The following is a 14406-nucleotide window of genomic DNA, read 5'->3' as shown; positions in this document are numbered from 1 at the left end:
TGATCCACGGCCCTCTTCACGCGCGAGCCGGCTCGGCCGGGCTACTGCTCGTCGTCGTGCTTCGAGGCTTCCTCCTCGGCCTGCTTCGCCTGGACCTCGGGGTCCAGGACCGAGGTGCCGCTGCCGTCCACCGAACTCAGCCGGCCGCCCGACTCCGGTACCTCCGTCGCGGCGGGCGGCTCGACCAGCCAGTCCGGGTTGGCCTGCTTGTCCCACCACTTCCAGGCGGCGAAAGCCCCACCGGCCAGCAGGGTCAGCAGCGCCAGCGCCTTCACGGTCCGGCCCGTCCTGGACCGGCGCGCATTCCGGCGGGCCAGCTTCTGGATCTCCTCCGCCGAGACCTGACCGCGCAACGCGGCCAGCGCCGCCGCGCCACGCGCGGCAGCCTCCTCGCGGACCGGGGCCGCGGCGGCCACGGCCTGCTCGATCCTCGGCCGCGAGTACTCGGCGGCCTGGCGCGAATACCCGGCCGCCTGCCGGGCGGCCTTACGGGCACGCACGGCGGCCTCCTGCGCCGCCAGGTCGACCTTCGGCGGCACATGCGTACGAGCCTGTTCCAGACGCGGGGCGAGCCGGGCGTCGTACTGCACGCGGGCCTGTTCGGCGGCCTGCGACACCACGGGCGCCAGCCGTACGCGTGCCTCCTGCGCGTAGAGCGCGGCACGCTCCTTGGCCGTGTCGGCGTAGGGCGCCACCACTTCCGCGGCGTGCAGCACGCTGTCCTTCGCCGAGCCGGTCGCGGCGCGCACGCTGTCGATGCGGGTCACGGGTTCCTCCTCCTCGGTGGCGTACGGTGTTCGACTTTCCACCCTTTTACGGATCATGCCTGCCAACGGTCCGCACGGCATGCGAGGGCGGGCATATGGGTGCCGATCGCTCCCTTCGGCTCCATTCCGGTAATTCCCGGGCAACCCGATCCTGCCGTCGACACTGCCACGAATCGCCGCCGAGCGCTGCCTTCCGGGCGGAACTCGTGGCTGCCGGGCGACGCACGGGCCCCGCCGTGCGAGGATCGGGGAGTCACAGGAAGACAACGGAAGGCAGATCGTGGCCGAGCAGCTTTACGCCACCCTGAAGACCAACCACGGCGACATCGTGGTCCAGCTTTTCCCGAACCACGCGCCGGAGACGGTCAAGAACTTCGTCGAGCTGGCACAGGGCGAGCGCGAGTGGACGCACCCCGGCACGGGTGAGAAGAGCAAGAAGCCGCTCTACAACGGCACGATCTTCCACCGTGTCATCAGCGGCTTCATGATCCAGGGCGGCGACCCGCTCGGCACCGGCATCGGCGGCCCCGGCTACAAGTTCAAGGACGAGTTCCACCCCGACCTGTCCTTCAACAAGCCGTACCTGCTGGCCATGGCCAACGCCGGCCCGGGCACCAACGGCTCGCAGTTCTTCATCACCGTCTCCCCGACGACGTGGCTGAACCGCAAGCACACCATCTTCGGCGAGGTCACCGACTCCGCCAGCCAGAAGGTCGTCGACGCCATCGCCGGGGTCCCCACCGGCCGCAACGACCGCCCGGTCAACGACGTCGTGATCAACGAGGTCGTCGTCGAGAAGCGCGAGGGCTGAGCCCACCGCTCCTCGCACCCCCAGGGAACCAAACGCCCCGCTCGTCCGTACCAAGGATGAGCGGGGCGAGGTACTGCCAGGGGCACCCCAGTCCCACGTCGAGCAAGGGGAACAGATGGACCAGGCCGCAGCAGGCATGCAGGGAGCCCACCACGCGCCCGTGTGCTACCGGCACCCGGACCGGGAGACCGGCGTGCGCTGCACCCGCTGCGAACGCCCCATCTGCCCCGAATGCATGGTCAGCGCCTCCGTCGGCTTCCAGTGCCCCGCCTGCGTACGCGGCGGCAGCGGCACCGGACCCGCACCCACCGCCTCCCGGCCCCGCACCATCGCCGGCGGCACGGTCAGCGCCGACCCACGACTGCTCACCAAGATCCTCATCGGCGTCAACCTCGCCGTGTTCCTCGCCCAGCTCGCCGCGGGCAGCAGCCTCACCGACCGGTTCGAACTGATCGGCCAGGCCCAGTTCTCCCTGTTCGGTCCCGTCCAAGGCGTCGCGGAGGGGCAGTACTACCGCCTGCTGACCGCGATGTTCCTGCACTCGCCGACCAACTACACCCACATCCTGTTCAACATGCTCAGCCTGTGGTGGATCGGCGGCCCCCTCGAAGCAGCCCTCGGCCGCGCCCGCTACCTCGCCCTGTACTTCGTCTCCGGCCTGGCCGGCAGCGCCCTCACCTACATGATCGCCGACCCGCGCCTGCCCTCCCTGGGCGCCTCCGGCGCGATCTTCGGCCTCTTCGGCGCGACCGGCGTGCTGATGCGCCGGCTCAACTACGACCTGCGTCCACTCGTCGCCCTGCTCGTGATCAACCTGATCATCACGTTCACGCCAGGCTTCAACATCTCCTGGGAAGCCCACATCGGCGGGCTCGTCGCCGGTGTCGCCGTCGGCTATGCGATGGTCCACGCCCCGCGGGAGAGGCGGACGGTGATCCAGTACGGCGCCTGTGCGGTCGTACTCGCCGTCGTGGTGGTACTCACGCTGGTCAGGACCGCTCAGCTCACCTGAGAGCGAACCGTTGTCCACAGGCTGTGGCGGATCTTGTGCACCGTGTGCGGGCACAGCTGTGCCCCCTGTCGCTCGGATGTGTTTCCGCAGGTCAGACAGGGGGCGAACAGGTGTGTGGGTGTGGGGCGGGCAGTCACACCGGCGTCAACACCCGATGAGTTATCCACAGATCGTCTTTCTTTTCCCCATGTGGACAACGGCTGTGGATAACTCGGTGGACAGCCCTGGGGAGAGCTATTTCCACTGCGTGGAGACACCGAAGCCGGCGGCGATGAAGCCGAAGCCGACCACGATGTTCCAGTTGTCGAGCGCGTCGATGGGCAGCGAACCGTCGGTCACATAGAAGACGACGATCCACGCCAGACCGATGACGAACATGGCCAGCATGACAGGTGCGACCCAGGCGCGACTGTCCAGCTTGATCGCCTGAGCCTGCTTCGCGGGCGGCGGCGTGTAGTCGGCCTTCTTGCGGATACGTGACTTCGGCACGAGGGTCTCTCCTGTCGATGCGCTGCGTGGCCGCGCAGGTAACCGGGACGGGGCTCGGGGCAGCGTACAAGGGGTCCACATGACGACTCTGTGTGCTCCCCCGGGCGTCCGTTAGCGTAGTGCTTCCGTGGCGCCTAAGGAGATAAGGGTACGTTGAGCAATTCTGCCGACTCCCCCGGGACGCATTCAACGGGCTCCGGCCCTGGCCGCCGTCTGCGCATCCGCCCCGTGCGGATCCTCACGGCGGCCGTCTTCGCGCTCGCGGGACTGATCTTCTTCACCAGCTTCGACACGGCCAAGGGCACCGACATCCGGCAGGACGGCTCCCTGCTGAAGCTGTCCGACCTGATCCAGCAGCGCAGCCGCAAGAACAAGGAGCTGGACGAGTCCGACGCGGCGCTGCGCGGGCGGGTGGAGTCCTTCGCGGAGAGCGACGACGGCAGCAGCAAGGCGCAGGACCGCCAGCTGAGCGGGCTGGAGAAGAGCGCCGGCACGCAGAAGCTCACCGGTCACGCCATCACCGTCACGCTCAACGACGCTCCGCCGAACGCCACGGCCAAGCTCCCCGGCTATCCGGAACCGCAGCCCGACTACCTGGTGATCCACCAGCAGGATCTGCAGGCGGTGGTGAACGCCCTGTGGCAGGGCGGCGCCAAGGGCATCAAGGTCATGGACCAGCGGCTGATCTCCACCAGCGCCGTGCGCTGTGTGGGCAACACGCTGATCCTCCAGGGCCGGGTCTACTCGCCGCCGTACAAGATCACGGCGGTCGGGGATCCGGAGAAGCTGCAGCAGGCGCTGGCGGCGAGCAAGGCGATCCAGACCTACATGGTGTACGTGAACGTCTACGGCCTCGGCTGGAAGGTCACCGACGACGGGACGGTGACGCTGCCCGGCTACTCCGGCACGGTGGATCTGCACTACGCGAAGCCCGTGCAGTAGGCGTCCGCCCGTCGTGGCATGAGTGATCATCTGCGTCCCGCGGCTCGGTTTCACGTGGAACAAGCTGGTTTCGGATCGACAAAGGGTCCTGCAAAACCGTGCCGGCGGACGTTGAGGTCATCGACCCTGTGCCACGTAAGTCCGGGTATACACGCCCCGCACAGTCTGTGGAGGCAGGCGAACCGGAGGCGCCGCGCCGTTAGTCTGGTGACGTACGGCGTGGGTCTGATGCCGTAGGGATACGGAAGGGACGGCAAGGGACGGCATGTACGGCTGGATCTGGCGGCATCTGCCGGGAAACGCTTGGGTGAAGGCGCTGATCTCGCTCGTTCTGGCGCTGGCCGTGGTCTATGTCCTGTTCCAGTACGTCTTCCCCTGGGCCGAGCCGCTGCTGCCCTTCAACGATGTGACGGTGGACAACCAGTGAGTGCGCGGATTCTCGTCGTCGACAACTACGACAGCTTCGTCTTCAACCTCGTGCAGTACCTGTACCAGCTGGGTGCGGAGTGCGAGGTGGTGCGCAACGACGAGGTGTCGACGGCGCACGCCCAGGACGGCTTCGACGGTGTGCTGCTCTCGCCCGGGCCGGGGACGCCGGAGGAGGCGGGGGTGTGCGTGGACATGGTCCGGCACTGCGCCTCGACGGGGGTGCCGGTGTTCGGGGTGTGCCTCGGCATGCAGTCGATGCAGGTGGCGTACGGCGGTGTGGTGGACCGGGCACCGGAGCTGCTGCACGGCAAGACCTCGCTGGTGGAGCACGAGGGCAAGGGCGTCTTCACGGGTCTGCCCTCTCCGTTCACGGCGACCCGCTACCACTCGCTGGCAGCGGAGCCGGCGACGGTCCCGGCCGAGCTGGAGGTGACCGCCCGCACGCACGACGGCATCATCATGGGCCTGCGCCACCGTGAACTGCGAGTGGAGGGCGTGCAGTTCCATCCCGAGTCGGTGCTGACCGAGCACGGGCACCGGATGCTGGCCAACTGGCTGGTGGAGTGCGGTGACGAGGGTGCCGTGGCGAGGTCGACGGGGCTGGCCCCGGTGGTGGGCAGGGCCACGGCGTGACCGCGCTGCGCCCGGAGCGCGAGACCGATGCCTCGTACGGGGATCAGTCGTACGGGGCTTCCGGTGCGCTTGGGGAGTGGCACACGGAAGGGGCGCCGGGCCCCTACGGGGAGCCGGGGTACACGGAGCTGGGGCACGCCGAGCCCGGATACGACGAGCGCGGGTACGAGGAGCCGTACCGGGGTCCTCTCGACGACGAGACGATGGCGCTGCGGGTCCCCGGTCCGGCCGGGGGCGCTGAGAACGGCGCCACAACGGCCTCTGCGGCCTCTTCAGGCTCCTCTGCCACCGGAGCGGCGCGGGGAGGCCGTGCGGCGCGCAGAAAGGCCGCCAAGCGGCGTGGCGGCCGGCACGGCGGTGGCCGGGAGACCGCGTCCGCCGCAACGGCACCGTCCGGGACGGAGTCCGGCCGGCCGCTGTCCCGGGTGGAGGCGCGGCGGCAGGCGCGGTTGCGCAAGCCGAGCCCGGCGGTCGTCGCGAGCCGGGTGATCGGCGAGGTGTTCATCACCACCGGCGTGCTGATGCTGCTGTTCGTCACCTACCAGCTGTGGTGGACCAACGTCCGGGCCCATGCCCAGGCGGGCAGCGAGACGCACCAGCTGCAGAACGACTGGGCCAGCGGCAAGCGGAACCCGGGTGTCTTCGAGCCGGGGCAGGGCTTCGCCATCCTGCACATCCCCAAGCTGGACGTGGTCGCGCCGATCGCGGAGGGCGTCAGCAACGCGAAGGTGCTCGACAAGGGCATGGTCGGGCACTACGGCGAGCCTCCGCTGAAGACGGCGATGCCCGACGCCAAGACGGGCAACTTCGGGCTCGCCGCGCACCGCAACACCCATGGTGAGCCGTTCCGGTACATCAACAAGCTCAAGGCCGGCGACGCGGTCGTGGTCGAGACGCAGGACATGTACTTCGTGTACAAGGTGACCTCGATGCTGCCGGTGACCTCGCCGTCCAACACGAGCGTGCTGGACCCCGTTCCGAAGGGCTCGGGCTTCACCAAGCCCGGCCGCTACATCACCCTCACCACCTGCACGCCGGAGTTCACGAGCAAGTACCGGCTGATCGTCTGGGGCAAGATGGTCGAGGAACGCCCGCGCAGCAAGGGCAAACCGGACGCGCTCATCGAGTAGGGGCAGAGGGAACTGTGGCAGCGACCGCCGACGGCACCGAAGAACACACGGACGCGTCCGATCCGAGTTCCGCCCCGCGCGGCCGGCGACCCGGCCGTATCGCGACGGCGGTCAGCGTCTTCGGCGAACTCCTCATCACCGCAGGCCTGTTGCTGGCGCTCTTCGTCGTCTACTCGCTGTGGTGGACGAACGTGATAGCGGACCGCAAGGCGGACAAGCAGGCCGAGAAGGTCCGCCGGCACTGGGCGCAGGCCACGGACTCCGGGCCCGGTGCGCTGAACACCAAGGACGGCATCGGCTTCCTGCACGTGCCGGCGATGAAGAACGGTGTGGTCCTGGTCGAGAAGGGCACGGGCACGAACGTCCTCAACGACGGTGTGGCCGGCTACTACACGGATCCGGTCAAGGCCACGCTGCCGATGTCCGGCAAGACCGGCAACTTCACCCTCGCGGCCCACCGGGACGGGCACGGCGCGAAGTTCCACAACATCGACAAGCTGAAGAAGGGCGACCCGATCGTCTTCGAGACGCGGGACGACTGGTACGTCTACAAGGTCTACTCGATCCTGCCCGAGACCTCGAAGTACAACGTCAAGGTCATCGACCGGGTCCCGAAGGAGTCCGGCACGAAGAAGCCGGGCCACTACATCACCCTGACGACCTGCACGCCCGTGTACACCTCGGAGTACCGGTACGTGGTGTGGGGAGAACTGGTCCGGGTGGAGAAGGTGAACAGCGACCGGACGCCGCCGAGGGAACTGCGCGGCTGACCGAGGTCCGTCGAGAACCTCTGCCCTCCAGCACGCACAGCGGGGCGGCCCCCTTCGTGGGGACCGCCCCGCTGTGCTCTCGGGCCGGTGGGTCAGCCGTTGATACCGCCGAAGATGCCGCCGTTGTTGCCGCCGTTGTTGCCGCCGCCGACGTCCGCGGTGTTCAGGACGATCTGGGTGTTGTTCGGGTCGGCCTGGGTGCCCTGCGGCGGGGTCTGCTGGACGACCCGGGCCTTGTCGTCCTGGGGTCCGTTGACGGTGATGTTGTTGAAGCCCTGCTGCTTCAGGGCCTGCAGGGCGTCCTTCAGGGTCTGCAGGGTGACGTTCGGCACCTGTGTCTGCTGGTTCTGCTGGAACACGCTGACCGTGAGGCTGATGGGCGTGTTCTTCTTGACCTGCTGGCCCGGCTGCGGGTTGGTCTGGGTGACCTTGCCGTTGTCGTCCGGGTTCGTGGTGGGCTGGTTGGTGCAGGTCGGCGCCAGGCCCAGCTGGGTCAGCTCCGCCTTCGCCTCGTCGCAGGACTTGCCGATGACGTCGTTGGGGATCGTGACCTTCTCCTCGGCCTTGGCGACCGTGAGGGTGATCGTGCTGCCCTTCTGCCGGCTCGTGCCGCCCTTCGGGTCCTGGTCGATGACCACGTTCGGCGTCTGGGAGGACACCTGGGTCTTCTTCTCGACCTTGAAGCCCTTCTCCGTCAGCTGGGACTCGGCCTGGTCGAATTGGATGCCGCGGACGTCCGGCACCTGGACCTTCGGCGCCCCCGTGGAGATCACCAGGCTGACGGTGCTGCCCTTGTCGACCTTGGTGCCCTGATGGGGCTTCTGATCGCAGACGCTGCCCTTGGGCTGGTCGTCGCAGGGCTTGCCGGAGGTGGTGACCTTCAGATCGACGTTGTCGGCCATCTTCTTGGCCGAGGACTGGGTCTGGCCGATGAAGTTCGGCACCGACACCTTGCCGCCGCCGTTGTTGCCTCCGCTCGCCACCCACTTGCCGATCAGGATCGCGCCGATCAGGACCAGGATGCCCGCGACGACGAGGAGGATCGTGGAGGTGTTGTTCTTCTTCTGGCGGCTGCGCCGGTCGGGGCGGTCGTCGTAGCCGTAGCCGCCGTCGTCGGGGTTCATCGGCGGGAGCATGGAGGTCGCTGCCGCGCCGGAGTCCGGGCGCAGGGCCGTCGTCGGCTGGTCGTCGGGGTAGCCGCCGTAGCCCACCGCGCCCACCGCGGCCGTCGCCGCGACCGGCTGGCCGTCCAGGCAGGCCTCGATGTCGGCGCGCATCTCGTCGGCCGACTGGTACCGGTAGTTCGGGTCCTTGACCAGCGCCTTCAGGACGATTGCGTCCATCTCGGGGGTGATCTCGGGGTCGAAGACCGACGGGGGCTGCGGTTCCTCGCGGACGTGCTGGTAGGCCACGGCGACCGGGGAGTCGCCGACGAAGGGCGGCCGTACCGTCAGCAGCTCGTAGAGGAGACAGCCCGTCGAGTACAGGTCCGAGCGGGCGTCGACCTGCTCGCCCTTGGCCTGCTCCGGGGAGAGGTACTGGGCCGTACCGATGACCGCAGCCGTCTGGGTCATGGTCATGCCGGCGTCGCCCATGGCGCGGGCGATGCCGAAGTCCATCACCTTGACCTGGCCGTTGCGGGTCAGCATGACGTTGGCCGGCTTGATGTCGCGGTGGACGATGCCGTTGCGGTGGGCGTACTCCAGGCCCTGCAGGATGCCGATGGTCATCTCCATCGCGCGTTCCGGCAGCAGCTTGCGGCCGGAGTGCAGAAGCTCACGCAGGGTGGAGCCGTCGACGTACTCCATCACGATGTACGGGATGGAGACGCCGTCGATGTAGTCCTCGCCCGTGTCGTAGACCGCGACGATCGCGGGGTGGTTGAGCGAGGCGGCCGACTGGGCCTCCCGGCGGAACCGGGCCTGGAAGGAAGGGTCGCGTGCCAGGTCGGCGCGCAGGGTCTTCACTGCCACGGTGCGGCCGAGTCGGGTGTCATGCGCGAGGTAGACCTCGGCCATGCCACCACGGCCGAGCACCTGGCCCAGCTCGTACCGGCCGCCGAGGCGACGCGGCTCTTCCATAGCTACCTACCAGCCCTCTCCGTCGGTCTCGGCCGCACACACTCGTGCACGGCCGGAGGCTGCCGTCCGGGCCTACCGTACCCGGCTCGCTTTGTATGACCTGGCCAAGCCCGGAACCCGATACAGGACCGGTATCGCAACGTGCGGCGATGTGGAGGAGACGTGAGCGGCGTCACTTCCTGGGGGCAAGGTCACTTCTTCGAGTTGATGACCGCCTCCATGACGTTCTTCGCGATCGGCGCGGCCAGGCCGCCGCCGGAGATGTCGTCGCGGTTGGCGCTCTCGTCCTCGATGACCACGGCGACGGCCACCGGCGAGCTGCCGTCGGGCATCTTGGCGAAGGAGATGAACCACGCGTACGGGTTGGCGCTGTTCGCCACACCGTGCTGCGCGGTACCGGTCTTGCCGCCCACGGTGACGCCGCTGATCTTCGCGTTGGTACCGGTGCCCTTCTCGACCACCGTCTGCATCATCGACTGCAGGATCTGCGCGTTCGCCGGCGACAGCGGCCGGCTCAGCTCCTCCGGCTGGGTCTTCTCGACCGGGTCCAGGTTGGAGGACTGCAACTCGTCGACCATGTACGGCTTCATCAGCTTGCCGTCGTTGGCGACCGCCGAGGCGACCATGGCCATCTGCAGCGGGGTGGCGGCGGTGTTGTACTGGCCGATGGAGGACAGCGCGGTCTGCGACTGGTTCATGTTGTCGGAGAACACCGACGCGTTGGAGCGGACCGGGGTGAACTGCTCGGAGTCGAAGCCGAACTTCTTCGCCTCGGCGAGCATCTTGTCGTTGCCGAGGTCGGAGCCGATCTTGCCGAAGACCGAGTTGCAGGAGAACTGGAGGGCGACGCGCAGGGTGGCGTTCTTGCAGGGGATGTTGCCCTCGTTCTTCAGCTGGGTCGTCGTGCCCGGCATCGTCCAGGGCAGCGGAGAGTCCGTCGCGTCGTCGGCCGACTTGTACAGCCCGTTCTCCAGCGCGGCCGCGGCGGTGACCACCTTGAAGGTGGAGCCCGGCGGGTAGGTCTCGCGCAGCGCGCGGTTCAGCATCGGGTCGGCCGGGTTGTGCGCCTTCTGGAGTTTGTTCCAGGCCTTGGCGTCGCTGTCGGAGTAACCGGCGAAGGACGAGGGGTCGTACGACGGGTAGGAGGCCAGCGCCAGGATCTTGCCGGTGGACGGCTCCAGGGCGACGACCGCGCCCTTGCCGCCCTGGGCCTTCAGCCCGTTGAACGCCGCCTTCTGCGCGGCCGCGTTCAGCGTGGTGACGACGTTGCCGCCCTGCTTCGGCTTGCCCGTGATCATGTCGAGGGTGTTGCGGAAGAAGAGCCGGTCGTCGTTGCCGGTCAGGATGCCGTCGTCGATCTTCTCCAGCTGGCTGCCGTCGAAGGCCTGCGAGGAGTAGCCGGTCACCGGGGCCCACATGGGCCCGTTCTTGTAGGTGCGCTTGTACTTGAAGTCGCCGCTCTTGGACACGACGGAACCGGTTATCGGGTTGCCGTCGACGATGATGTCGCCGCGCGGGTGCGCGTAGCGCTCGATGGCGACCCGGCGGTTGTCCTTGTCGCTCGCCAGCTGGTCGGCCTTGGCGTACTGGAGGTAGTTGTCGCGGATCAGGAGGGCCAGCACGAGCAGGCCGCAGAAGATCGCGATCCGGCGCAGGGGCTTGTTCATGACGGGCGGACCACCTGGGTCATCTCGGCGTCGGGGTTCGTGGCGGGGGTGGGCGCCGGGCGGCGGGCGGTGTCGCTGATGCGGATGAGGATGGCGATCAGCGCCCAGTTGGCCAGCACCGAGGAACCGCCGGAGGCCAGGAACGGCATGGTCATACCGGTGAGCGGGATGAGGCCCATGACACCGCCGGCCACCACGAAGACCTGCAGGGCGAAGGCGCCGGACAGGCCGACGGCGAGCAGCTTGCCGAACGGGTCCCGGGCGGCGAGGGCGGTGCGCAGGCCGCGCTCCGCGATCAGGCCGTAGATCAGCAGGATCGCCATGATGCCCGCGAGGCCGAGCTCTTCGCCGAAGGTGGCGAGGACGAAGTCGGAGTTGGCGGCGAACTTGATCAGGTCCGAGTGGCCCTGGCCCCAGCCGGTGCCGAGGGTGCCTCCGGAGCCGAACGCCCACAGCGACTGCTGCAGCTGGTCGGAGTGGAGGATGCCGTCGTGGGTGATCTGGCGGCTGAGCTGGTACTCGCGCATCGGGTTGAGCCAGGCCTGCACACGGGTCTGGATGTGCGGCTCGAAGCTCGCGACGCCGACCGCGCCGGCCGCGGACATCAGCAGACCGAACACGATCCAGCTGGTCCGCTCGGTGGCGACGTACAGCATGATCACGAACATGCCGAAGAACAGCAGCGAGGTGCCGAGGTCGGTCTCGAAGACCAGGATCAGGATCGAGATCGCCCAGACGACCAGGATCGGACCGAGGTCGCGGCCGCGCGGCAGGTACAGGCCCATGAAGCGGCGGCTGGCGAGGGCCAGCGCGTCCCGCTTGACCATCAGGTAACCGGCGAAGAACACCGCGAGCACGATCTTCGCGAACTCACCGGGCTGCAGGGAGCCGAGGCCCGGGATCCGGATCCAGATCTTCGCGCCGTAGATGTTGGCCCCGAGGCCCGGCACCAGCGGCAGGATGAGCAGCACCAGGGCGCAGAACATCGAGATGTAGGTGTAGCGCTGCAGGACCCGGTGGTCCTTCAGGAAGATCAGCACCGCGGCGAACAGGGCGATGCCCATCGCGCTGTACAGCAGCTGACGGGGCGCGGCGGGGGAGAAGCCTCTGAGCGACTGCAGCAGTTTCGACTGGTCCAGCCGCCAGATCACCACGAGCCCGAGCCCGTTGAGCAGCGTGGCCAGCGGCAGCAGCAGCGGGTCCGCGTACGGCGCGAACTTCCGTACGGCGAGATGGGCGACGCCGGCCAGCAGCCCGAGGCCGAGGCCGTACTCCAGCAGCCCGGCGGGGACGTGGTTGCTGATGGCCAGGCCCACGTTGGCGTAGGCGAACACCGGGACGGCCACGGCGAAGACCAGCAGGGCCAGCTCGGTGTTGCGGCGGCTCGGCGCGCCGATGGCGCCGATCGTGGACGTGTGGTGCGTCGGCGGATTAGTCGTACTGCTCATCGTGTGACAGGGCCTCTCGCGGCTCGGCTACTGCTTGCCGCACTGATCGACGACCTTCTGCTCATCCTCGGAGAGGCTCGGGCCGGGGTTCGCAGTGGCGGTCGCGGACGGGGACTTCGAAGGGTTCTTCGTAGCGGGCGCCGTCGTGGATGGGTGCGGAGTCGGGGACGCCTTGGACGTGAGGGCGCTACGGGTGGTTCCCGTGGTGCCTCCGGCCTGGCCCTGGCCCGGTTTCGCGTTCTGCTGCGACTCGGCCGTCTGGCGCTCCGCCTGCTTCCGGCACGCGGAGGCCTGGACCGACAGGGCCTCGATCTTCGCCTGCGCCTGCTGCAGACCGCCCGCCGTGATCGTGTTCTTGACCTGCTTCTGCTGGTAGGGCGGCAGGTACTTGAGTTCGATCTCGGGGTGGTCCTTCTCCACCTTCGACAGCGACACCCAGGCCAGGTCCTGGCTGATGCCGCGGTACAGCGCCACGTGCTCGCCCTTGGCGCCGACGTAGTACTGCGTCTGCGTCCACCGGTAGCCGCCGTAGAGGCCGCCGCCGACGACGGCGAGGGCCAGCACGCCGTAGAAGGATCTCTTCAGCCACCGTCGCTGCCCGCGCGGCTTGGTGAAGTCGCCGTCGGCGTAGTCGCCGAAGCTGCCCGCCGGGATGTAGCCGGTGTCGCCCGAGCCGGGCGGGCCGAACTCGCCGCCGCCGTGGCCGGACTGCCGGCGGCCCAGGTGGGAGGCGCGGCCGGCCGGGGTCTGCATGATGCCGTTGTCGTGCAGGTGGTGCTGGTTCTCGGCGACGGCGCCGACCACGACCGGCTGGTCGGACAGCTGACCGGCGAGGGTGTCGCCGGTGTCCAGGTCGAGGACGTCGGCGACGATGACGGTGATGTTGTCGGGGCCGCCGCCGCGCAGCGCGAGCTGGATCAGCTCCTGCACGGTCTCCTGCGGACCCTGGTAGCTGGCGAGGGTCTCCTCCAGCGTCTGGTGGGAGACGACGCCGGACAGGCCGTCGGAGCAGATCAGATAGCGGTCGCCGGCCCGGACCTCGCGGATGGACAGGTCGGGCTCGACGTGGTCGCCGCTGCCGAGGGCGCGCATCAGCAGGGAGCGCTGCGGATGCGTGGTGGCCTCTTCCTCGGTGATCCGGCCCTCGTCGACGAGCCGCTGCACCCAGGTGTGGTCCTGGGTGATCTGGGTGAGGACGCCGTCGCGCAGCAGGTACGCGCGCGAGTCGCCGACGTGCACGAGGCCGAGCCGCTGCCCGGTCCACAGCAGCGCGGTCAGCGTGGTGCCCATGCCCTCGAGCTGGGGGTCCTCCTCGACCATGGCGCGCAGCTGGTCGTTGGCGCGCTGCACGGCCGTGCCGAGGGAGGTGAGGATGTCGGAGCCGGGTACGTCGTCGTCGAGCGTGACCAGGGTGGAGATCACTTCGGACGAGGCGACCTCGCCGGCCGCCTGGCCGCCCATGCCGTCGGCGATGGCGAGCAGCCGGGGACCGGCGTAACCGGAGTCCTCGTTGCCCTCGCGGATCATGCCCTTGTGCGATCCGGCGGCAAAGCGCAGTGACAGACTCATGCCCACCTCGCCCATCGGCTCCGGGTACAGCCGGTCGTGTCGAGCCACACTGCCCACCCTCCGGTCGGGAGCGCGCCGGAGACCGGGTGGCGGCCTGCCGCTGCGTGCTCGCTCCGCTCGCTCATTGTCGTACTACTTCCGCAGCTCGATGACGGTCTTGCCGATGCGGATCGGCGCGCCCAGCGGGATCGGCGTGGCGGTCGTCAGCCGGGACCGGTCCAGGTAGGTGCCGTTGGTGGAACCGAGGTCCTCGACGATCCACTGACCGTCGCGGTCCGGGTAGATCCTGGCATGGCGGCTGGAGGCGTAGTCGTCGTCCAGCACGATCGTGGAGTCGTGCGCCCGGCCCAGCGTGATCGTCTGGCCCTGGAGCGCGACCGTGGTGCCGGTCAGCGTGCCCTCCGTGACGACCAGCTTGGTGGGGGCGTTGCGGCCGCGCCGGCCGCCGCCCTGCTGGCCGCGCTGCGGCGGGGGCGCGGCGGCCTGCTGCCGGGGCGCCTGCTGCTGGCGCCCTGCGTCCCTACGCGATCCGCGCTGGGTGACGCGCGTACCGAACAGGTCGCTCCGGATGACCTGCACGGCCACGATCACGAACAGCCACAGTACGGCCAGGAAACCCAGCCGCATGACCGTGAGGGTCAGCTCTGACATTGCCCCC

14 protein-coding genes and 1 pseudogene are annotated in these 14406 nt (G+C 68.8%); 8 read left to right on the top strand and 7 right to left on the bottom strand.

Annotation, left to right across the window (positions count from 1 at the left end):
* Positions 1 to 41 precede the first annotated feature (41 nt).
* Complete coding sequence (locus tag AB0950_RS16655; protein ID WP_360153189.1) at positions 42 to 767, bottom strand: DUF5324 family protein; 726 nt, start codon at positions 765 to 767, stop codon at positions 42 to 44.
* Between the two features lie 280 nt (positions 768 to 1047).
* On the opposite strand from AB0950_RS16655, the gene AB0950_RS16650 reads away from it, so the two are divergent.
* Both AB0950_RS16650 and AB0950_RS16645 read left to right on the top strand, forming a co-directional pair.
* A complete protein-coding gene (locus AB0950_RS16650; protein ID WP_360571642.1) occupies positions 1048 to 1578 on the top strand; it encodes a peptidylprolyl isomerase in 531 nt (176 codons plus the stop codon).
* Positions 1579 to 1693: 115 nt separating this feature from the next.
* Positions 1694 to 2590: a rhomboid family intramembrane serine protease gene (locus AB0950_RS16645; RefSeq protein ID WP_360153183.1), complete on the top strand. Its 897-nt coding sequence runs from the start codon at positions 1694 to 1696 to the stop codon at positions 2588 to 2590.
* A gap of 234 nt (positions 2591 to 2824) precedes the next feature.
* Here the strand turns inward: AB0950_RS16645 and crgA are convergent, their stop codons facing one another.
* Positions 2825 to 3079, bottom strand: a complete 255-nt coding sequence (crgA, locus tag AB0950_RS16640; protein ID WP_360153180.1) for a cell division protein CrgA — start codon at positions 3077 to 3079, stop codon at positions 2825 to 2827.
* A gap of 153 nt (positions 3080 to 3232) precedes the next feature.
* Between crgA and AB0950_RS16635 the strand changes: the two genes are divergently transcribed.
* The 6 genes and pseudogenes from AB0950_RS16635 (at position 3233) to AB0950_RS16610 (ending at position 6983) form a co-directional block, all read left to right on the top strand.
* Complete coding sequence (locus AB0950_RS16635; protein ID WP_360153177.1) at positions 3233 to 4021, top strand: DUF881 domain-containing protein; 789 nt, start codon at positions 3233 to 3235, stop codon at positions 4019 to 4021.
* Positions 4022 to 4068: 47 nt separating this feature from the next.
* Positions 4069 to 4179: pseudogene (locus AB0950_RS16630) on the top strand (class E sortase); the annotation flags it as partial.
* A gap of 107 nt (positions 4180 to 4286) precedes the next feature.
* Positions 4287 to 4448, top strand: coding sequence for a hypothetical protein (locus AB0950_RS16625; protein ID WP_190203072.1), 162 nt, complete (start codon positions 4287 to 4289; stop codon positions 4446 to 4448).
* Entirely contained in the window at positions 4445 to 5083 is a 639-nt protein-coding gene (locus AB0950_RS16620) for an aminodeoxychorismate/anthranilate synthase component II (RefSeq protein ID WP_330338882.1), read from the top strand. The genes AB0950_RS16625 and AB0950_RS16620 overlap by 4 nt, the downstream gene beginning before the upstream one ends.
* Complete coding sequence (locus tag AB0950_RS16615; RefSeq protein WP_366778776.1) at positions 5080 to 6213, top strand: class E sortase; 1134 nt, start codon at positions 5080 to 5082, stop codon at positions 6211 to 6213. The genes AB0950_RS16620 and AB0950_RS16615 overlap by 4 nt, the downstream gene beginning before the upstream one ends.
* A 14-nt stretch (positions 6214 to 6227) precedes the next feature.
* Positions 6228 to 6983, top strand: a complete 756-nt coding sequence (locus AB0950_RS16610; RefSeq protein WP_360571647.1) for a class E sortase — start codon at positions 6228 to 6230, stop codon at positions 6981 to 6983.
* A 92-nt stretch (positions 6984 to 7075) separates the two neighbouring features.
* Here the strand turns inward: AB0950_RS16610 and pknB are convergent, their stop codons facing one another.
* The 5 genes from pknB to AB0950_RS16585 form a co-directional block, all read right to left on the bottom strand.
* Positions 7076 to 9064: a Stk1 family PASTA domain-containing Ser/Thr kinase gene (gene pknB, locus AB0950_RS16605; RefSeq protein WP_366778775.1), complete on the bottom strand. Its 1989-nt coding sequence runs from the start codon at positions 9062 to 9064 to the stop codon at positions 7076 to 7078.
* 191 nt (positions 9065 to 9255) lie between these two features.
* On the bottom strand, positions 9256 to 10731 hold the full coding sequence (locus tag AB0950_RS16600) for a penicillin-binding protein 2 (protein ID WP_360153163.1): 1476 nt from the start codon (positions 10729 to 10731) through the stop codon (positions 9256 to 9258).
* A complete protein-coding gene (locus tag AB0950_RS16595; RefSeq protein ID WP_330338877.1) occupies positions 10728 to 12179 on the bottom strand; it encodes an FtsW/RodA/SpoVE family cell cycle protein in 1452 nt (483 codons plus the stop codon). The genes AB0950_RS16600 and AB0950_RS16595 overlap by 4 nt, the downstream gene beginning before the upstream one ends.
* A 27-nt stretch (positions 12180 to 12206) precedes the next feature.
* Positions 12207 to 13763 carry a Stp1/IreP family PP2C-type Ser/Thr phosphatase gene (locus AB0950_RS16590; protein WP_366778876.1) on the bottom strand — a complete coding sequence of 519 codons (1557 nt, stop codon included), beginning with the start codon at positions 13761 to 13763 and terminating at the stop codon, positions 12207 to 12209.
* Positions 13764 to 13880: 117 nt separating this feature from the next.
* Positions 13881 to 14399: an FHA domain-containing protein gene (locus tag AB0950_RS16585; RefSeq protein ID WP_360153157.1), complete on the bottom strand. Its 519-nt coding sequence runs from the start codon at positions 14397 to 14399 to the stop codon at positions 13881 to 13883.
* Positions 14400 to 14406: the final 7 nt, after the last annotated feature.

Origin of the sequence: Streptomyces sp. NPDC007189 (assembly GCF_040703635.1) — a bacterium.
Lineage (GTDB): Bacteria > Actinomycetota > Actinomycetes > Streptomycetales > Streptomycetaceae > Streptomyces.
This window is presented reverse-complemented; position numbering and strand designations above follow the sequence as displayed.

Bases quoted from the DNA above. Each gene is read 5' to 3' on its own strand.
- AB0950_RS16645 (WP_360153183.1), top strand. From the start codon at position 1,694: ATGGACCAGGCCGCAGCAGGCATGCAGGGAGCCCACCACGCGCCCGTG.
- AB0950_RS16595 (WP_330338877.1), bottom strand. From the start codon at position 12,179: ATGAGCAGTACGACTAATCCGCCGACGCACCACACGTCCACGATCGGC.
- AB0950_RS16590 (WP_366778876.1), bottom strand. From the start codon at position 13,763: ATGGGCGAGGTGGGCATGAGTCTGTCACTGCGCTTTGCCGCCGGATCG.
- AB0950_RS16600 (WP_360153163.1), bottom strand. From the start codon at position 10,731: ATGAACAAGCCCCTGCGCCGGATCGCGATCTTCTGCGGCCTGCTCGTG.
- pknB (WP_366778775.1), bottom strand. From the start codon at position 9,064: ATGGAAGAGCCGCGTCGCCTCGGCGGCCGGTACGAGCTGGGCCAGGTG.
- AB0950_RS16625 (WP_190203072.1), top strand. From the start codon at position 4,287: ATGTACGGCTGGATCTGGCGGCATCTGCCGGGAAACGCTTGGGTGAAG.
- AB0950_RS16585 (WP_360153157.1), bottom strand. From the start codon at position 14,399: ATGTCAGAGCTGACCCTCACGGTCATGCGGCTGGGTTTCCTGGCCGTA.